Consider the following 19376-nt stretch of genomic DNA (forward strand, 5'->3'; position numbering starts at 1 on the left):
GAGGGTCCGCTTCGCGGCCCAGCGGGAGCAAGCTCCCTCGCCACAAGTGTTCTATCGGCCTTTTGCGTTACGCCGCGCCGTCGAGGAACCGCTCGGCGTAGTGACACGCCACCTGACGGTTATCCAGCAACCGCAGGGCCGGTTCTTCCGTTGTGCAGCGCTCGGTGGCGTACGGGCAGCGCTTGTGGAAGGCGCAGCCGGACGGTGGGTTGAGCGGGTTGGGCAGTTCGCCGACGATCTTGATTTTCGGCTTGTTCGGGTCCGGGTGGATGGTCGGGGTGGCCGACAGCAGCGCCTGGGTGTACGGGTGCAGCGGGCGGCTGTAGATGTTCTCGTTGGGGCCCATTTCCACCGGGCGACCGAGGTACATCACCATCACGTCGTCGGCCACGTGCTGCACCACCGCCAGGTTGTGGGAAATGAACACGTAGGCGGTGTTGAACTCCTGCTGCAAGTCCATGAACAGGTTCAGCACCTGGGCCTGGATCGACACGTCCAGCGCCGAGGTCGGTTCGTCCGCCACCAGCACTTTGGGTTGCAGCATCATGGCGCGGGCCAGGGCGATGCGCTGGCGCTGGCCGCCGGAGAACATGTGCGGGTAGCGCTGGTAATGCTCGGGGCGCAAGCCCACTTGCTTCATCATCGCCTGGACTTTTTCCCGCCGCTCGGTGGCCGACAGGTTGGTATTGATCAACAACGGCTCGGCCAGTTGATCACCGACTTTCTGCCGTGGGTTGAGGGACGCGTACGGGCTCTGGAACACCATCTGCACATCTTTGCGCAATTGCTTGCGTTCGGCCTTGTTGGCGCCGGTCACTTCCTGGCCGGCGATTTTCAAGGAGCCGGAGGACGGCTCTTCGATCAGCGTCAGGGCCCGGGCGAGGGTGGATTTTCCGCAGCCGGATTCACCCACCACGGCCAGGGTCTTGCCGGCTTCCAGTTCGAACGACACGCCATTGAGCGCGCGCACGTTCGCATGGCCCTTGAACATGCCACGGGACACTTCGTAGTGACGGGTCAGGTCACGGGCGGTAAGTACGACGGCCATCACGCCACCTCCTGGTTCAACGGGTAGAAGCAGCGGGCGAGGCTGGCGGCTTTCGGGTCAAGGGCGGGGCGTTGCTGGCGGCAGTTATCCTGCACGTACGGGCAGCGCGGCGACAGCAGGCAGCCCTGCGGACGGTCGTAGCGGCCGGGAACGATGCCCGGCAGCGTCGCCAGGCGCTCGGCGCCCATGCTGTGTTCCGGAATCGCCGCCAGCAGTGCTTCGCTGTAGGGGTGGGCCGGGATGTCGAACAGCTCAGGCACCTTGCCCACTTCCACCGCTTGGCCGGCGTACATCACGCACACGCGCTGGGCGGTTTCGGCCACCACGGCCAGGTCGTGGGTGATCAGCACCAGGCCCATGTTCTGCTCTTTTTGCAGGGCCAGCAGCAGGTCCATGATCTGGGCCTGGATGGTCACGTCCAGGGCGGTGGTCGGTTCGTCGGCAATCAATAGTTTCGGCTCGCCGGCAATGGCCATGGCAATTGCCACCCGCTGGCTCATACCGCCGGACAGCTGATGAGGGTAGGCGTCCATGCGGCTGGCGGCGCCGGGGATCTCGACTTTTTCCAGCAGTTCGATGGCGCGCTTGCGGGCTGCCTTGCTGGACATTTTCAGATGCAGGCGCAGCACTTCTTCGATCTGGAAACCCACGGTGTAGCTGGGGTTGAGTGCGGTCATCGGGTCCTGGAACACCATCGCCAGGTCCTTGCCGACGATCTGCCGGCGCTGGCGGTTGCTCAGCTTGAGCATGTTCTTGCCGTCGAAGTTCAGCGCGTCGGCGGTGACGATGCCGGGGTGCTCGATCAGACCCATCAGCGCCATCATGGTCACGGATTTACCCGAGCCCGATTCGCCAACGATGGCCAGGACTTCGCCTTTGTCCACGGTCAGGTCCAGACCGTCGACCACCGGAACGGCGGTGGCGTCGCCGAAGCGAACGTTGAGATTCTTGATTTCTAGCAGTGACATGGGAATCTCCTCAGGCGGCGTTCTTGAGTTTCGGGTCCAGCGCATCGCGCAGACCGTCGCCCATCAGGTTGATTGCCAGCACGCTGAGCAAAATGGTCAAACCGGGCAGGCTCACCACCCACCAGGCGCGTTCGATGTAGTCGCGGGCCGAGGCCAGCATGGTGCCCCACTCCGGGGTTGGCGGCTGTACGCCGAGGCCGAGGAAGCCCAGGGCGGCAGCGTCGAGGATCGCCGAGGAAAAGCTCAGGGTGGCCTGTACGATCAGCGGCGCCATGCAGTTGGGCAGCACGGTGATGAACATCAGGCGCGGCAGGCCGGCACCGGCCAGGCGGGCGGCGGTCACGTAGTCGCGGTTCAGTTCGCCCATCACGGCGGCGCGGGTCAGGCGCACGTAGGACGGCAGCGAGACGATGGCGATGGCGATCACGGTGTTGATCAGGCCAGGGCCGAGGATGGCGACGATCGCCACGGCCAGCAGCAGCGAGGGCAGGGCCAGCATGATGTCCATCAGGCGCATGATGGTCGGCCCGAGGATGCGCGGGAAGAACCCGGCGAACAGCCCCAGCAGGATGCCCGGGATCAGCGACATCACCACCGACGACAAACCGATCAGCAGCGACAGGCGCGAACCCTGGATCAGGCGCGAGAGCAAATCACGACCCAGCTCATCGGTGCCCAGCAGGAACTGGATCTGCCCGCCTTCGAGCCAGGCCGGCGGCGTCAGCAGGAAGTCGCGGTACTGCTCGCTCGGGTCATGGGGCGCGACCCAGGGCGCGAAGAGGGCGCAGAACACCACCACAATCATGAACAGCAGCCCGGCCACGGCGCCCTTGTTGCGGGAAAACGCGTGCCAGAATTCTTTGTACGGGGACGGGTACAGCAGGCTTTGATCGACTGCTACCGCGGTAGTTGGAGTACTCATGGTTTTGATCTCAGCGCTGGTGACGGATGCGTGGGTTGGCAAAGCCGTAGAGCACGTCCACGACGAAGTTGACCAGAATCACCAGGCAGGCGATTAACAGGATGCCGTTCTGCACCACGGGATAGTCCCGGGCGCCAATGGCTTCGATCAGCCACTTGCCGATGCCCGGCCAGGAGAAGATAGTTTCGGTCAGGACCGCACCGGCCAGCAGGGTGCCGACTTGCAGGCCGACCACGGTCAGCACCGGGATCAGCGCGTTGCGCAGGCCATGCACGAACACCACGCGCGACGGCGACAGGCCTTTGGCGCGGGCGGTGCGGATGTAGTCTTCACGCAACACTTCCAGCATCGAAGAACGGGTCATGCGGGCGATCACCGCCAGTGGAATGGTGCCCAGCACGATGGCCGGCAGGATCAGGTGGTGCAGGGCATCGAGGAAGGCGCCTGGCTCATCGGCCAGCAGGGTGTCGATCAGCATGAAGCCGGTCCGCGGCTCGATGTCGTAGAGCAGGTCGATCCGCCCGGATACCGGGGTCCAGCCCAGGGACACCGAGAAGAACATGATCAGGATCAGGCCCCACCAGAAGATCGGCATCGAGTAACCCGCCAGGGAGATGCCCATTACCCCATGGTCGAACAGGGACCCTCGCTTGAGTGCCGCGATCACCCCGGCCAGCAGGCCCAGGATACCGGCGAACAACAGGGCGGCCATGGACAACTCCAGGGTCGCGGGAAACAGAGAGCTGAACTCGGTCCATACGCTTTCACGGGTGCGCAGCGATTCGCCGAGATCGCCCTGGGCCAGTTTGCCGATGTAGTCCAGGTACTGGGCATACAGCGGTTTATTGAGGCCAAGGCGTTCCATTGCCTGAGCATGCATTTCGGGATCGACCCGACGTTCGCCCATCATCACTTCCACGGGGTCGCCGGGGATCATGCGAATCAACGCGAAGGTCAGCAAGGTGATGCCGAAGAACGTGGGGATCAATAATCCCAGTCGGCGGGCAATAAAACTAAACATCTTCAGGTGTACCTCATCAGCCGGTTAGGCGTGCCCGGCAGCCCCTTGGTCAGGGGTGCCGGGCGTTTTCTTATCTACTTCACCTGGGTGGTGGCGAAGTTGTTTGTGGTGAGCGGGCTAATCACATAACCCTCTACGTTGTTGCGCATTGCCGTGAACATGCGGGTGTGGGCCATGCTGATCCACGGTTGGTCCTGGTTGAAAATCACCTGGGCTTGCTCATAGAGCTTGATACGCTCCTCAGGGTTCACTGTGGCGCGGGCCTGGTCGATCAGCGCCTGGAATTTCTCGTTGCACCAGCGCGCGTAGTTTTCGCCGTTCTTGGCCGCTTCGCAACTGAGCATAGGCGTCAGGAAGTTATCCGGGTCGCCGTTGTCGCCCGCCCATCCGGCGGAGACCATGTCGTGCTCGCCGTTTTTCGCGCGCTTGAGCATTTCGCCCCATTCCATCACGCGGATGTCGACCTTGATCCCGACCTTCGCCAGGTCCGCCTGCATCATCTGCGCGCCGAGCATCGGATTAGGGTTGGTCGGGCCGCCGCCGTTGCGGGTGAACAGGGTGAACACGGTGCCTTCCGGTACACCTGCGTCCTTGAGCAGCTCGCGGGCCTTGTCCAGGTTACGGGGTGGGTTCTTCAGCTCGTGGTTGAAGCCCAGCAGGGTCGGCGGGTACGGGTTGACCGCCACGGTGGCGTTGCCTTTACCGAACAGCGCGTTGACATAGGCCTCCTTGTCGAAGGCCAGGTCGATGGCTTTGCGCACCCGCACGTCGCTCATGTATTTGTGGCTGGTGTTCAGGGCGGTGTAGGAGACGGTCATCGCGTCCAGTTCAGCGACTTTCAGGTTCGGGTCTTTCTTGATGCTCGGAATGTCGTCGGGCTTGGGGTACAGCGCGATCTGGCACTCGTTGGTCTTGAGCTTCTGCATGCGCACGTTGTTGTCGGTGGCGATGGCGAGAATCAGCGCCTCGGCCGGCGGCTTGCCACGGAAGTAGTCCGGGTTGGCCTTGAAGCGAACCTGGGCGTCCTTGTTGTAGCGCTGGAAGACAAACGGCCCGGTGCCGACCGGCTTGCTGTTGAGGTCGCCGGCTTTGTTGGCCTTGAGCAACTGGTCGGCGTATTCGGCCGGGTAGATCGAGGAGAAGGCCATGGCGATGTCGGCCAGGAACGGCGCTTCGCGGCGGGTCAGGCTGAACTTGACCGTGTGTTCGTCGACTTTCTCGACGCTTTTGAGCAGCTCTTTGAAGCCCATGCTTTCAAAGTAGGGGAAGCCCACGCTCGACAGTTTGTGCCACGGGTGGTTCGGGTCCAACTGGCGCTGGAAACTCCAGACCACGTCGTCGGCATTCATGTCGCGGGTCGGCTTGAAGTATTCGGTGGTGTGGAACTTGACGCCTTTGCGCAGGTGGAAGGTGTACGTCAGGCCATCGTCACTGATGTCCCAGGATTCGGCCAGGGCCGGAATCACTTCGGTGGTGCCGGGCTTGAAGTCGGCCAGGCGGTTGAAAATGGTTTCTGCCACGGCGTCGGCGGTGACTGCAGTCGTGTACTGGACCATGTCGAAGCCTTCCGGGCTGGCTTCTGTGCAAACCACCAGGGGTTTGGCGGTGGCGCCAACGGCGACACTCAGCAGCGCAGCGGCGATGGCGGCGCGTAGGGGATTCATGTTCATCGTCAATCCTCTGCAATCGGTTAAATGGCAAAAAACCGAACGGCCGACCTCGTGAGTCGACCGTTCGGTGGAGCGTTTAGAGAATGTTGAACGGGATGGTGGTGACCAGGCGGAACTCGTTGAGATTGCCATCAGCCTGGTTTTCGCTGGCGCGGTGCGTGGTGTAGGTCGCGCGTACCGCGGTGGCTTTCAGCGGGCCGCTTTGTACGGCGTAAGAGGCACCGATGCCGTATTCGTAGTGATGTTCACCGTCCATGGCTCTCACATCGGTATAGCCGGTGCTGTTGTAATGCGTACCGTCGATGCCCCAGCCGCGAGCCTGATAGATGTTGAATTTCAGGCCTGGCACGCCGTATTCAGCCATATTCAGGCCATAGGCGATCTGGAAGGATTTCTCGTTCGGGCCGTTGAAGTCCGACAGCAGGGAGTTGGCCAGGTAGATGCCGTTGGTTTCGTGCAGGTAGTCGAAGTACTCGTTACCGTCCACTTCCTGGTACGAGAACGTCAGGCTGTGGGCCTGGTGAGTCAGACCAAACGACAGGGAGTAGGTGTTGTTGTCGATATCACCCAGCTTGCTTTTGCCCGAATCCACAGTCCTGTAGTAATTCAGGCCGGTGGTCAGGCTCAGCACCGAGCTGTCGCCCAATACGTGGCTGGCGCCGAAGTAGTATTGGTTCCACAGGTCTTCGGCCTGGGTGCCCCACAGACTGGTGGTGAGGCTGGCGAACGGCTGGTAGGTGATACCGGCGGTGTTCACATGATCAGCTTCGGCCGAGGAGCTGCCGTATTCGGAGCGGAACTTGGTGAGGCTTTGCTCGGTACGGGGAGAGTTGCGGTCGAAGGTCGCGACGTCGAATGCCAGGTTTTCGAGTTCTTCACTGTGCAGGCTCACGCCCTGGAAGCTCGAAGGCAGGGCGCGGTTACCGATGACGTCGACCATCGGGCTGCTGAAGTTTTGACGACCGGCGGTCAGGGTGGTGTTGGAAACGCGCGCCTTGACGTTCGCCAGGCCCAGTTTGCTCCACTGGTCGACAGCGTCGCCGTCAGAGTGCGCCAGGGTACGGTTGGAACCGCCCATGATGTCATCGTGATCACCGAGCAACGCGATCGCGTTATAGGCCGCGACTTCGGTGCTGAAGCCAACGGTGCCTTGGGTGAAGCCGGAGGTGTAGTTCAGGATGGTGCCCTGAACCCAGTTGGTCCGGCGCGAATCGCTATGCGTAACGCCGTCGCGCGTGTAGCTGAAGGCGCTGCCGCGGCGTCGCAACTCGTTGGAATACCAGTTGCGAGTGCTGCCACTGACCGATTGGCCTTCTACGAAACCGGTGGCTTCGGATTGAGCGCTGGTGGTCTTGACGGTCACTGGATTGAACGCCTGGCTCTGCGATTCTGCATACGCCGTTGCGGTAACGCTGCTGATGGCCAAGGCCAGTATTGCGGTGCTGCTCAGTTTCATCCGTAACGCTCCTTTTCTTTCTTTTTTATGCCGATCTTTTTGGGTGATTCGGCTATCGGTTTACAACTCATTCACAACTTGCAAACGTTTGCTTGGCGCCAAATCGGCGAATTACGGCAAGACGTCTGCGTGAGGGCTCCAAGGAGCCCTCGCTGTGCGGCTAAGCGGTTATGGGTTCAGGCTGACGCCTGAGAACACGTTGCGACCGAAGGGGCTGACTTTGAACCCTTCGACTTTGGTACTCAGCGGCTGGTTGACCGTCGAGTGGGCAACAGGGGTGATCGGCACTTGCTGCTTGAGCAACTGCTGGGCCTGTTTGTAGAGCACGGTGCGCTGGTCGCGATCAGTGACGACTTTGGCCTGCTTGATCAGCTTGTCGTAATCCTGGTCGCACCACATGGAGTAGTTGTTGCCGCCAATGGCGTCGCAGCTGTACAGCGTGCCCAGCCAGTTGTCCGGGTCACCGTTGTCGCCGGTCCAGCCGATCAGGCTGACGTCGTGCTCGCCGTTCTTGGTGCGCTTGATGTACTCGCCCCATTCGTAGCTGACGATCTTCACCTTCAGGCCGATCTTCGCCCAGTCGGCCTGGAGCATCTCGGCCATCAGCTTGGCGTTGGGGTTGTACGGGCGCTGCACGGGCATGGCCCAGAGGGTGATTTCGGTGCCGTCCTTGACCCCGGCGGCCTTGAGCAGCTCCTTGGCTTTTTCCGGGTTGTAGGCGGTGTCCTTGATCGTGTCGTCGTAGGACCACTGCGTCGGCGGCATGGCGTTGACCGCCAGTTGCCCCGCGCCCTGGTACACGGCGTTAAGGATGCTTTGCTTGTTCACCGCCATGTCCAGCGCCCGGCGCACTTCGACCTGGTCGAAGGGCTTGTGGCGGGTGTTGTAGGCGATGTAGCCGAGGTTGAAGCCGGGCTTTTCGATCAGTTGCAGCTTCGGATCATTCTTCAAGGCGGGCACGTCGGCCGGGCGCGGATGCAAGGTGATCTGGCATTCATTGGCCTTGAGCTTCTGCACCCGTACCGAGGCATCGGTGTTGATGGAGAAAATCAGGTTGTCCAGCTTGACCCGTTCCGGCGCCCAATACTGCTTGTTGGCGACGTAGCGGATGTTGGAGTCTTTCTGGTAGCTCTTGAACTCGAACGGCCCGGTGCCGATCGGCTTCTGGTTGATGTCGCTCGGCTTGCCGCTCTTGAGCAATTGATCGGCGTATTCGGCCGACAGGATCGCGGCAAAACTCATGGCGATGTTCTGGATGAACGCGGCGTCCACGCTGTTGAGGGTCATGACCACGGTCAACGGCCCGGTCGCCTCCACCTTGGCGATGTTCTTGTTCAGGCTCATGCCGTTGAAGTACGGAAACTCGGTGGGGTATGCCTTGCGAAACGGATGCTGCGGGTCAAGCATGCGATTGAAGGTGAACAGCACGTCGTCGGCATTGAAGTCCCGGGACGGGGTGAAGTAATTGGTCGTATGAAACTTTACGCCTTCACGTAGGTGAAACGTGTACTTCAAGCCGTCTTCGGAAATGTCCCAGCGGGTTGCGAGGCCCGGTACGACATTGGTCGCGCCTTTTTCAAACTCGGCCAGGCGGTTGTACAGCGGTTCAGCGGCGTCGTTGTCGGTGGCGGTGGTGTATTGCGCGGTGTCGAAACCGGCCGGGCTGCCTTCGGAACAGAACACCAGGCTGCCACCGGCGGCTTGGGCCATGGACGCAGCGGCCAGCATGCCGGTGCCCAGCAATGTGGATAAAACCAAGGTATGGCGCATGACGCTCCCTCTCTCGTTCGGGGTGTTTTAACAGTGAACCGGTGTCCTTCCGGGGACGTGTCCGGGGCACTGAATTCAATCCATTGCGCAGCGATGCCGCAAGGCCAGCAAATTGACCAGCCCCCGACGGTATGAGCCGGGGACCAGGCAGTAAATGCGTAATGCCTGAAAGACTTGTGGGAAAAGGCGCTACGTCCTAAACCAACTGCTGTGGTCCGCAGGGCTTTTGGATGTAGGCGATTTCCTGGGTCTTGGCATAGAGCAACGGTATGTCGTGGGAGCGAGCCTTGCTCGCGATGGCGTTGCGGGTACACCGCTTCGTCATCGCGCTCAAAAAAGGGGCTGCTGCGCCCGAAGCGTCGGACCGGCCCAGCGGGAGCAAGCTCCCTCGCCACGGGTCACCTTATTTGCTGACGCTGACGCCGTAGAAGGAGTTCAAGCCAAAGGGGCTGATCTTGAAGTCCTGCACGGTGGTGCGCATAGGCTGGAACACCGTCGAGTGAGCGATGGGTGTCATCGGGACAGCATCTTTGAGGATGTGTTGCGCCTGTTTATACAGCTCGGTGCGCTTGGACTGGTCCGAAGTGCGCTTGGCTTGCTTGACGATGTCGTCAAACTTCTTGTCGCACCATTTCGAGAAGTTGTTGCCTTGCAGCGAGTCGCAGCCAAACAACACGTTGAGCCAGTTGTCCGGGTCACCGTTGTCGCCGCTCCAGCCGATCAGCATGGCGCCGTTTTCGCCACCCTTGGAACGCTTGATGTACTCGCCCCACTCATAAGTGACGATCTTGGCCTTGATCCCGATCTTGGCCCAGTCCGATTGCAGCATTTCGGCCATCAGCTTGGCGTTCGGGTTGTAGGGGCGCTGGACCGGCATTGCCCACAGGGTGATCTCGGTGCCTTCCTTGATGCCGGCTTCCTTGAGCAGCTCCTTGGCTTTCTCCGGGTTGTACGCCGCGTCCTTGATGGTGGTGTCGTAGGACCATTGGGTCGGTGGCATGGCATTGACGGCCAGTTGGCCAGCGCCTTGGTACACCGAATCGATGATCTGCTGCTTGTTGACGGCCATGTCCAGTGCCTGGCGCACTTTCAGTTGGGCCATCGGGTTGGGCTGGTCGCTGCCCTTGATCTTGTCCATGACGTTGTAGGCGATGTAGCCCAGGTTGAAGCCCGGCTGGTCCGGCATCTTCAGGTTTTTGTCTTCTTTGATCGCCTTGAGGTCGGCCGGGCGTGGGAAGAGGGTGACCTGGCATTCATTCTTTTTCAGCTTCTGGATGCGCACCGATGGGTCGGTGGTGATGGCGAAGATCAGGTTGTCGATCTTCACGTCTTCCGGAATCCAGTATTCCTTGTTACCGGTGAAGCGGATGTTCGAGTCTTTCTGGTAGCTCTTGAAGACGAACGGGCCGGTGCCGATAGGCTTCTGATTGATATCGGCGGGCTTGCCTGCCTTGAGCAGCTGATCGGCGTACTCGGCGGACTGGATGGAGGCAAAGTGCATGGCCATGTTCTGGATGAACGCGGCGTCTACGGCGTTGAGGGTGAACCTGACGGTCTTGCCGTCGACTTTCTCGACCTTGGCGATGTTGGTGTCCATGCCCATGTCGGTGAAGTAGGGGAATTCGGTCGGATACGCCTTACGGAACGGGTCATCCTTGTTGATCATGCGATTGAAGGTGAACAGCACGTCGTCGGCGTTGAACTCGCGGGTCGGCTTGAAATACGGGGTGGTGTGGAACTTGACGCCTTCACGCAGGTGGAAGGTGTAGGTCAGGCCGTCTTCGGAAATGTCCCACTTGGTCGCCAGGCCAGGAATCACAGCGGTACCGCCGCGCTCGAACTGGGTCAGACGATTGAATATGGTTTCTGCAGAGGCGTCGAAGTCGGTTCCGGTGGTGTACTGACCAGGGTCAAAACCGGCCGGGCTCCCTTCGGAGCAGAACACCAGGTTAGTCGCGGCTTGGGCGAAAGATGCGCTGGCTAATAAGCTCGCGCCGACTAAAAACGGAATGACCGCTTGTTTAAGCATGTTGGCCTCATGATTTGTTGTCATTTTTGGATTTGAGGGCGACCTCGTGAGTCGTCCTGCGGATACTTATGCAGGCCCCATACCCAATGCAAGATCCAGAGCGGTCTCAAGGCTGATTCAGTGGCACGTACGTACCTTAATGTCGCATCTGTATAACTTCTGACGCAGTTGACCGTTTGCGCGGTGTTTTTCAGCCTGAATTGCGCTCCGTGCCGGTGCGTCGCGAGGGGCGCGGCGCACCGGATTGGGGCGGTGTTACCTCTTCAAACCCACGCCGTAGAAGGGTGTGAGGCCGAATGGGCTGAGTTTGAAATCCACCACTTGCCTGTTTATCGGTTGGAAGACCGTGGAGTTGGCGATGGGCGTGATGGGCACCTGTTGCTTGAGGATTTTCTGCGCTTGTCGATACAAATCGATCCGCTGCTGGCGGTCGGTGGAGACTTTGGCTTGCTGGATCAGCCGGTCATACGCCGGGTCGCACCACTTGGCGTAGTTGCTGCCCTTGACCGCCGCGCAGCTGTACAGCACGCCCAGCCAGTTGTCCGGATCGCCGTTGTCGCCGGTCCAGCCGTAAATCATTGCGTCGTGTTCGCCATTTTTTGCGCGCTTGATGTACTCGCCCCATTCATAGCTGACGATGTTGGCTTTGATCCCGATTTTGGCCCAGTCCTGCTGGATCATCTGCGCAGACATTCGCGCATTGGGGTTGGAAGCGCGCTGCACCGTCATCGCCCATAAATCGATGGTTGTACCGGGCGCAACTCCGGCCTCCTTGAGTAGCGCCTTGGCCTTGGTGACGTCATGGGGCGCGTCCTGGATGGTGGGGTCGAACGACCACTGGGCCGGTGGCAAGGCGTTTTGCGCCAGTTGCCCGGCACTTTGGTAAACAGCCTTGATGATTGCCGGTTTATCGATGGCCATGTCCAGCGCCTGGCGGACCTTGAGCTGGTCCAGGGGCGGGTGCGTGACGTTGTAGGCCAGGAAACCCAGGTTGAACCCCGGTTGCTTGAGCACTTGCAGGTTCGGGTCTTGCTCCATCACTTCGATGTCGGCCGGGCGTGGGTAGCCGCTGACCTGGCATTCGTTTTTCTTGAGTTTCTGCAGGCGCACGGCGGCGTCGGGGGTGATGGAGAAGATCAGGTTGTCGAGTTTCACGTCCTCAGGTTTCCAGTACGCGGTGTTGCCGGCGTAGCGGATCTGCGTGTCCTTTTGATAGCGCTTGAATACGAACGGACCGGTGCCAATGGGCTTCTGATTGAGGTCGCCGGCCTTGCCTTCCTTCAACAACTGCGCCGCGTATTCGGCGGACTGTACCGACGCAAAACTCATCGCCAGGTTCTGCACGAAGGCCGCGTCGACGTTGTTCAGGTTAAAGCGCACGGTGTGCTCGTCGACTTTTTCGACGCTTTTGATCGTGGTGTTCAGGCCCATGTCGGTGAAGTACGGCGACTCGGTGGGGTAGGCCTGGCGGAACGGGTGTTGTGGGTCGAGCAGGCGCTGGAAGGTGAACAGCACGTCGTCGGCGTTGAAGTCGCGGCTGGGGGTGAAGTAGTCGGTGGTGTGGAATTTCACCCCTTCACGCAGATGGAAGGTGTAGGCCAGGCCGTCGGAGGATACGTCCCAGTTCGTGGCCAAGCCGGGTTCGACCTCGGTACCGCCGCGCTTGAATTGGGTGAGACGGTTGAAGACGGTTTCGGCCGAGGCATCGAAGTCGGTGCCGCTGGTGTATTGGCTGGGGTCGAACCCGGCGGGGCTGGCTTCGGAGCAGTAGACCAGGGTGGTGGCGGCTTGGGCCATTGGGGCGCTGCTGATCAGGGCGATGGTGAGTAGAAGAGGTTTGAAGGTGATCCGGTCCATGAAATCCCTTGGGGTGGTGAGGTTTTCAGGAGAGTAGCGTTGCGGGTGGGGGTGTTGGAAATATCGAAAAGTGAGGGGGGCTGTTGGGTTTGGGTATAGCGCTTTGGACGAGGCGGCCTGACAGCCGGCCTGGTTCTCCCGGGTGTACTTCGATCAAGCTGTGGGAGCGAGCTTGCTCGCGATGGCGGCTTGACAGCCGGCCTGGTTCGCCTGGTCGTACGCCGATCCATTGTGGGAGCGGGCTGCCCGCGAAGGCGGTCTAAATGAGATGCTTTTTAAGCCGGGATCTGCACGACTATCCAGGAGACGTCATCATCGACATGAATGGGATCAAGCCTCTCGACTTCCAGTAGCTTGGCCTGTGTTGCATCACTCAAGTCAGCCCAAAAGCCATCGGTTGCAAAAACCAGTTGTTCACCTTCAATGGTCGTTCTTGTGACTATTTCGGGGTCTGGTTTATTCCGTGCTTTGAAACACCGGCTTATCCGATGCCGGCCTGGGTCTGCTGCCAGTTGTCGGTGGTCACGATCGCGCCTCCAGTTGGCGAGACAGTGCGGTGCCGTGAACCAAGTGATCGGGCTGTTTGAAAAAGCCGCGCCAGCGCAGCAGTCGCCTTCGTAAGCGACGGTGAGAAGTCCCGCGGCGGCTACACCGACTAGATAACTCGCCGACCCTGTGAAGGCTGTCGAGAAGAGCCGGTCGTGTACGTCATTCAACACCTCCTTGAGTAATGCGGCCGCTTCTTCATGGCTGTTATCCGAACAACCCTCCGCTATTTTCTCGCAATACAGCGTGAGTATTTGGTCAGCCAACGCCTGTGCGAGTTGGCCGCTGCCTGGTCTTGACGTGCCGTCTACGACGACAAACAGCCCTCGTGTTCCGTCGAACCTTGCTCCTACACCATCTCGGTTCTCATCTCTTGCCCGCCCTTTGACAGACTTGGCTGAGTGAATCATTTGATGTCACCCAGTTGTTTCAGGCGCTGATAAATCAGTCTGTCTCGGCCTGGGTTTGCGCGGACGGAATGGAAGCTTTGTATTACATAATCCAGTGAGTCGAGTGCCAGCAGCCCGGTGATGCCGGCCGCAATATACGTTCGTAGCGTCTGATCTGCTTGGCTAATCTCCTCTAGCAAGCTCTCTCGGCCCTCTACGATGAGAACGATATCCTCGACATCCTTGTGATAGGCATCGCCGTTGCCGCGGCCTTTGAATGCTTCGAGCTTTGTCGCGACAAAGTAGGCGGGTTTGAAAATTTTGATCGCAACCCCGCTGGGCAGATTGAGCGTGTCTGCGTTCGCAAGGCCATCCACAAACCAGCGGTTTTCATAGCCGAGCACCTCTTTCACGGACGGCATGACGTCGACAATCACATCGTTGAACTTGAACCGGCACGTTACGTCGCTGTACTCGGCAGTAATCTTGAAACCCTTATCGGCCAAGCGCTCTGTCAATCTTTGCCAGTCAGCGATGCCGCCTAGCTCAATGACCAAGTCGACATCGTCAGTGCTGCGGATATCGTCCAGCACAATCTCGTCAGTGCACAGAAGCCAGGTGGTAGAGCCGCCAACGAAGGCGACCTCTTTTAAAAGCTCGTCACCCAATCCCTGTGCGACGGCACCCAGCATCTCGTAATTGTGATCTGAAGCGATGCTCAAAGGCCCATACCTTTTTTAAGCAGCTGGATGGCGACGCTGGTTTCGCGAGGGCCGCCCAACCGTATCGAGTCCACCAAGGCTAAGTAGTGATAGAGGGTTCGGTCCTTCTTCACGGCCTCAGGTACTGTTTTGTAAATCGGTTCTACGGTCTGGCCGCGCTCGGTGCCGTGCGGGTCGGGCCAGACATGGATGTTTCCTCCGGCGCTTTTAAGGTGTTTGGAAAGCACCGGCGATGCAAACCCAGTTGGAATTCCTCGCGCCAGGGCACCGGGCTTGACGGGGAAAAAGTACTTCAGCGCGTGCTCGGTGATCTTTAAAAGTGCCAGGCGATTCACTTTGGGCAAAGAGGTTTCATAGTCGTTTGTTACCAGTCCGGCCTCCCGGCACCGGGCGATCGAGTTCGATATTTCGCTTTTGCTCAAGCCCAAGGACTCAGCCAAGGCTCTGAGGGTGTAGCGGTCTTCCCATTTGGCAGCGGCTCTTTTCTGGGAGGTATCATCGTCGGCGTCCCAGCCTTCCCACTGGAACGAGTCTGCGTCGATGATGCGTTTTATGGCGACCTCTAAGTTGTCCCAGGATTTTTCAGGCGGTGGGGAGGTGATCAATTTTGGTTCAGGGCTGTAGTCGTCCGGCAGCAAGTCAATCTGGGATAGGCCGCCCCATGCCACTGTTTGGCTGCCGGTCGGAGACACTTCTTCCTGCGCGTGAAGGCTGGCCATTTTGTACATGAGCAAAATATCTTGACTTTTCACGCGGGTTAAATCTCTGCCTGTCCACATTCCATAAATCGTGGACAAGTGTTACGCGCTGTTTTTTATGATGTCAAATCTTATTTTTAGAGTCCGTTCTGTAGAAATTCCTGCGGAGGTCAAGCACCCGTCGCCGAACATCCACCGTGGCGAGGGGCTTGCTCCCGCTGGGGCGCGAAGCGGCCCCAAAATCAGCGACTGCGTTTATCTGACACGACGCAGTGCCTGGGTTGGGTCTGCTGCGCAGCCCAGCGGGAGCAAGCTCCCTCGCCACGGGGTTTGCGGTGGTGCGGACGGCTGCATAAATCATTCAGGTGCGTCGGAAGGATCCGCTCTCCAGAACGAAATATCCGACAAGCTTTTAAGGTTGTCCCTCGGAAGTGGGCTCTCTAATCTTTTTCCTGTCGCTGCCATTCAGCGACCGGGCGTGAGAAACCCGAATAATAGGCATCCAGCCTCTGTACCTGCATAATTGCCGCCAGCTTATCCGCTGCCTGTAGTAGATGCATTATGGCGGCTGTGTGCGGGCAGGCCTCGGTCTGGCCGAGTACCTATTTCTCGGATTTCTCACCCCTGCACACAGCTGCCACCACTTTGCCGAGTGAGAAACGGCAAGTGATGGTCCTCATCACTAAATAGGTACAAATCAATGGATAAGTCAGTCCCCGATCCACCCTTCAATAACACCAATCCCCTTTCCGGCTTCGACGCCATCGAAGACCTACTCAAAGACCGCGCCGCTGCCGAGCGGGCGCTTGATCATTACCTGAATCCAAAAAAACCAGAGCCAAGCACCGATCCACGCATCGACAGCCTGTTTTCAGTCACCGCCAAGGCCGACACCGATACGCTGCTCACCAGCACTTCCGAAACCCTGGCCTCGATAAAAGCCATGGCCGAGGATCTGGCTTTTGAAGTGGAGGGCACGCGCCGGAGTGTGGCGTTGGGGATTCATCAGCTGGTGGAGTTGTGCCAGTTGCTGGTGGACAAGGCGTTGGATCAGGTCGAGGCGCCGGCCAGTTCGGCCTGCCCGCCGACCTAAGCTCGGGCACCGTCCCCGTGGCGAGGGAGCTTGCTCCCGCTGGGCTGCGAAGCGGCCCCAAAAGCAGCGGCTGCATCTATCTGACACACCGCGGTGCCAGGGTTTGGGTCTGCTGCGCAGCCCAGCGGGAGCAAGCTCCCTCGCCACGGGGGAGCACCGTGGCCGGACAACAGGGTTCAGCCAGAAAGAAACTGGCTGAACCCACTGCCCATCATCACTGCAACAACACCTCAACCACCCCATCCGCCGTCATCGTCACTTTGCTGGTACCCGCTTCCACTTCCGGCGTCACGGACTCCGCATCCATGGACGCGCCTTTCATCATCATTTGCGGGCGCATGAAGGGTTGTGGATAACCGTTGGTGTTGAGGTTCAGGTTGACGATTTTGTAACCCTTGCCGCCCAGGGCCTCGGTGGCCAGTTGAGCGCGGGCCTTGAAGGCGTTGACCGCATCTTTGAGCAGGGCGTCTTCGCTGCCCTGGCGGGTGGCGGTGGAGATGGCGAAGTCCATGCCGGCCATTTTCATATCGGTGAGCAACTCGCCGGTGAGTTTGGACAGGGCGGCGAAGTCGGCGCTTTCCAGGCGCAGTTCGGCGCGCTCGCGCCAGCCGGTGATTTTCTGGCCCTTGTTGTCGTAGATCGGGTAGCTGTTGCGGCTGCCCTGGCGCAGGGTGATGTCCTTGACCTCTTTGGTCTGGCCGATGGCTTTGTTCACCGTGGTACTGACAGCAGCGGCGAGTTTGGCCGGGTCGGTGTTTTGCTCTTCGGTGTAGAGGGTGACGATCATCAGGTCGCGCGCCACTTCCTGGCTGGTTTCGGCGCGCAGGGAAATCTGGTTGTAGTGCAGCTCATCGGCGGCCAGGGCCGGCAGACTGGCGAGGGTGCCGAGGCTGAGGGCGAGCAGGGCGGCGGGGCGACTGAACGTGTGCATGAAAGCTCCTTGGGATGAGGCGCAGGGGTGAGGTCCGGGCCTGCGTGAAGGATAAGACTCTAGCTTTTATGGCTCGGTTCGCACAGTTACAACTTCTATACAGATATCTGAAGCCAACGAAGAACCCTGTGGCGAGGGAGCTTGCTCCCGCTCGACTGCGCAGCAGTCGCAAATCCGGCATCGCTCGGTCGATTGATGGGGCCTGCTGCGCAGGCCAGCGGGAGCAAGCTCCCTCGCCACAGGGGGTATATGTAGTATTGAGAGCTGTGGCGCTTTGCCGCATAGCTGCCTCTGCAACCCGCGCCTTGGTTATACTCCGTGCGATCCGCCTGGAGCGCTCATCAGGAGAGCTCATGCTCGCCCCTTTGCAAATGACTTCCGCCTCCCGCCAGAACCTCTGGCGCCTGACGTTTATCCGTATTCTGGTCCTGGCGGCCCAGGCCGGCTCCGTGGGGCTTGCCTATTGGTTCGACCTGCTGCCGTTGCCCTGGCTGCAACTGGCGATCACGCTGGTCTGTTCCAGCGTGCTCTGCGCGCTGACGGCCATCCGCCTGCGTACCTCGTGGCCGGTGACTGAGCTGGAATACGCCGTACAACTGGCCTGCGACCTGTTTATCCACAGCGCGCTGCTGTATTTTTCCGGCGGTTCCACCAACCCCTTCGTCTCCTATTACCTGGTGCCGCTGACCATCGCCGCGGTGACCTTGCCGTGGCGGTTTTCGCTGATTCTTTCCGGCATCGCCCTGGCGCTGTACACCTTGCTGCTGGCGCGGTTCTATCCACTGGAAACCTTTCCCATCGCCCGGGAGAACCTGCAGATCTACGGCATGTGGCTGAGTTTCGCCTTGGCGGCGGCGGTCATCACGTTTTTTGCCGCGCGCATGGCCGAGGAGTTGCGTCGCCAGGAAGAACTGCGGGCCATCCGCCGGGAGGAGGGCCTGCGGGACGAGCAATTGCTGGCCGTGGCAACCCAGGCCGCCGGTGCCGCCCATGAATTGGGCACGCCATTGGCGACCATGAGCGTGCTGCTCAAGGAGATGCGCCAGGATCACCACGATCCGGCGCTGCAGGACGATCTCAGCGTGTTGCAGGATCAGGTCAAGCTCTGCAAGGAGACCCTGCAGTACCTGGTGCGTGCGGCCGAGGCTAACCGCCGGCTGGACATCGACATGCAGGCGGTCACCTTCTGGCTTGACGATGCCCTGAACCGCTGGCACCTGATGCGCCCGGAAGCCAGTTACCGCTTCCAGTGCTTGGGCCAGGGCACGGTGCCACGCATGGCGCCCCCGCCAGACCTGACCCAGGCGCTGCTGAATTTGCTGAACAACGCCGCCGACGCCTGCCCCGAAGGCCTGGAAGTGGCGCTGGACTGGAACGCCTATGAGCTGACCATCAGTATCCGCGACCACGGCGCCGGCGTTCCGCTGGCGATTGCCGAGCAGATCGGCAAGCCGTTCTACACCACCAAGGGCAAAGGTTTCGGCCTCGGCCTGTTTTTGAGCAAAGCCAGCGTGACACGCGCCGGCGGCTCGGTGAAACTCTACCCCCATGAGGAAGGCGGCACGCTCACCGAGCTGCGCTTGCCTCATGCCGACCGAGGAGACGAAGCATGAGTGACGAGATCCAAGTCGACGGCGAAGAACTGCCGCATCTGTTGCTGGTAGATGACGACGCCACGTTTACCCGTGTCATGGCCCGGGCGATGTCCCGTCGCGGTTTTCGCGTCAGCACTGCCGGTTCTGCCGAGGAAGGCTTGACCATCGCCCAGGCCGACCTGCCGGATTACGCCGCCCTGGACCTGAAAATGGACGGCGATTCCGGCCTGGTGCTGCTGCCCAAGCTGCTGGAGCTGGACCCGGAAATGCGCGTGGTGATTCTCACCGGTTATTCGAGCATCGCCACGGCAGTCGAAGCCATCAAGCGCGGCGCCTGCAATTACCTGTGCAAGCCGGCGGATGCCGATGACGTACTCGCGGCGCTGTTGTCCGAGCACGCCGACCTCGACACCCTGGTGCCGGAAAATCCCATGTCGGTGGATCGCCTGCAATGGGAACACATCCAGCGGGTGCTGACCGAACACGAAGGCAATATCTCCGCCACCGCTCGTGCCTTGGGCATGCATCGGCGGACTTTGCAGCGCAAATTGCAAAAGCGTCCCGTGCGTCGCTGAACCTGTGCTGAACAGATGTTGTCCACCCCCGCGACACATCGGGCCGTTGCTTTATGATCGGCCCGAGTCTGTTCTTTTCTTTATAG

Annotated in this window: 16 protein-coding genes; 3 read left to right on the forward strand and 13 right to left on the reverse strand. The window is 60.1% G+C overall.

The window, feature by feature from the left end; genetic code table 11:
• Positions 1–67 precede the first annotated feature (67 nt).
• The 12 genes from QNH97_RS03950 to QNH97_RS04005 form a co-directional block, all read right to left on the reverse strand.
• Positions 68–1048, reverse strand: a complete 981-nt coding sequence (locus tag QNH97_RS03950) for a peptide ABC transporter ATP-binding protein (RefSeq protein ID WP_283555695.1) — start codon at positions 1046–1048, stop codon at positions 68–70.
• Positions 1048–2016 carry an ABC transporter ATP-binding protein gene (locus QNH97_RS03955; RefSeq protein WP_283555696.1) on the reverse strand — a complete coding sequence of 323 codons (969 nt, stop codon included), beginning with the start codon at positions 2014–2016 and terminating at the stop codon, positions 1048–1050. Before QNH97_RS03955 ends, QNH97_RS03950 begins: the two co-directional genes overlap by 1 nt.
• A 10-nt stretch (positions 2017–2026) precedes the next feature.
• Positions 2027–2938, reverse strand: a complete 912-nt coding sequence (locus tag QNH97_RS03960) for an ABC transporter permease subunit (protein WP_283555697.1) — start codon at positions 2936–2938, stop codon at positions 2027–2029.
• Between the two features lie 10 nt (positions 2939–2948).
• A complete protein-coding gene (locus QNH97_RS03965; protein ID WP_283555698.1) occupies positions 2949–3959 on the reverse strand; it encodes an ABC transporter permease subunit in 1011 nt (336 codons plus the stop codon).
• A gap of 74 nt (positions 3960–4033) precedes the next feature.
• The gene (locus QNH97_RS03970; RefSeq protein ID WP_283555699.1) at positions 4034–5629 is read right to left on the reverse strand and encodes an ABC transporter substrate-binding protein; all 1596 of its coding nucleotides are present in this window, start codon (positions 5627–5629) and stop codon (positions 4034–4036) included.
• Positions 5630–5705: 76 nt separating this feature from the next.
• Positions 5706–7085 (reverse strand): OprD family porin, encoded by a 1380-nt coding sequence (locus tag QNH97_RS03975; protein WP_283555700.1) that lies wholly within the window; start codon positions 7083–7085, stop codon positions 5706–5708.
• Positions 7086–7253: 168 nt separating this feature from the next.
• On the reverse strand, positions 7254–8855 hold the full coding sequence (locus QNH97_RS03980) for an ABC transporter substrate-binding protein (RefSeq protein ID WP_283555701.1): 1602 nt from the start codon (positions 8853–8855) through the stop codon (positions 7254–7256).
• Positions 8856–9258: 403 nt separating this feature from the next.
• Positions 9259–10884, reverse strand: a complete 1626-nt coding sequence (locus tag QNH97_RS03985; protein WP_283555702.1) for an ABC transporter substrate-binding protein — start codon at positions 10882–10884, stop codon at positions 9259–9261.
• Positions 10885–11139: 255 nt separating this feature from the next.
• Positions 11140–12741: an ABC transporter substrate-binding protein gene (locus QNH97_RS03990; RefSeq protein WP_283555703.1), complete on the reverse strand. Its 1602-nt coding sequence runs from the start codon at positions 12739–12741 to the stop codon at positions 11140–11142.
• 275 nt (positions 12742–13016) lie between these two features.
• Positions 13017–13697: a PP2C family protein-serine/threonine phosphatase gene (locus QNH97_RS03995; RefSeq protein ID WP_283555704.1), complete on the reverse strand. Its 681-nt coding sequence runs from the start codon at positions 13695–13697 to the stop codon at positions 13017–13019.
• On the reverse strand, positions 13694–14398 hold the full coding sequence (locus tag QNH97_RS04000; protein ID WP_283555705.1) for a hypothetical protein: 705 nt from the start codon (positions 14396–14398) through the stop codon (positions 13694–13696). Before QNH97_RS04000 ends, QNH97_RS03995 begins: the two co-directional genes overlap by 4 nt.
• Positions 14395–15177 (reverse strand): MarR family transcriptional regulator, encoded by a 783-nt coding sequence (locus QNH97_RS04005; RefSeq protein WP_283557421.1) that lies wholly within the window; start codon positions 15175–15177, stop codon positions 14395–14397. Before QNH97_RS04005 ends, QNH97_RS04000 begins: the two co-directional genes overlap by 4 nt.
• 619 nt (positions 15178–15796) lie before the next feature.
• On the opposite strand from QNH97_RS04005, the gene QNH97_RS04010 reads away from it, so the two are divergent.
• The gene (locus QNH97_RS04010; protein ID WP_283555706.1) at positions 15797–16189 is read left to right on the forward strand and encodes a DUF6124 family protein; all 393 of its coding nucleotides are present in this window, start codon (positions 15797–15799) and stop codon (positions 16187–16189) included.
• 214 nt (positions 16190–16403) lie between these two features.
• On the opposite strand, the gene QNH97_RS04015 is transcribed toward QNH97_RS04010, so the two are convergent.
• Complete coding sequence (locus QNH97_RS04015; RefSeq protein ID WP_283555707.1) at positions 16404–17120, reverse strand: SIMPL domain-containing protein; 717 nt, start codon at positions 17118–17120, stop codon at positions 16404–16406.
• A gap of 353 nt (positions 17121–17473) precedes the next feature.
• Here QNH97_RS04015 and QNH97_RS04020 point away from each other — a divergent pair, with 353 nt between their 5' ends.
• Positions 17474–18733 carry an ATP-binding protein gene (locus tag QNH97_RS04020; protein WP_283555708.1) on the forward strand — a complete coding sequence of 420 codons (1260 nt, stop codon included), beginning with the start codon at positions 17474–17476 and terminating at the stop codon, positions 18731–18733.
• Complete coding sequence (locus QNH97_RS04025; RefSeq protein ID WP_003177957.1) at positions 18730–19290, forward strand: response regulator transcription factor; 561 nt, start codon at positions 18730–18732, stop codon at positions 19288–19290. The genes QNH97_RS04020 and QNH97_RS04025 overlap by 4 nt, the downstream gene beginning before the upstream one ends.
• Positions 19291–19376: the final 86 nt, after the last annotated feature.

Origin of the sequence: Pseudomonas sp. G2-4 (assembly GCF_030064125.1) — a bacterium.
Taxonomy (GTDB): domain Bacteria; phylum Pseudomonadota; class Gammaproteobacteria; order Pseudomonadales; family Pseudomonadaceae; genus Aquipseudomonas.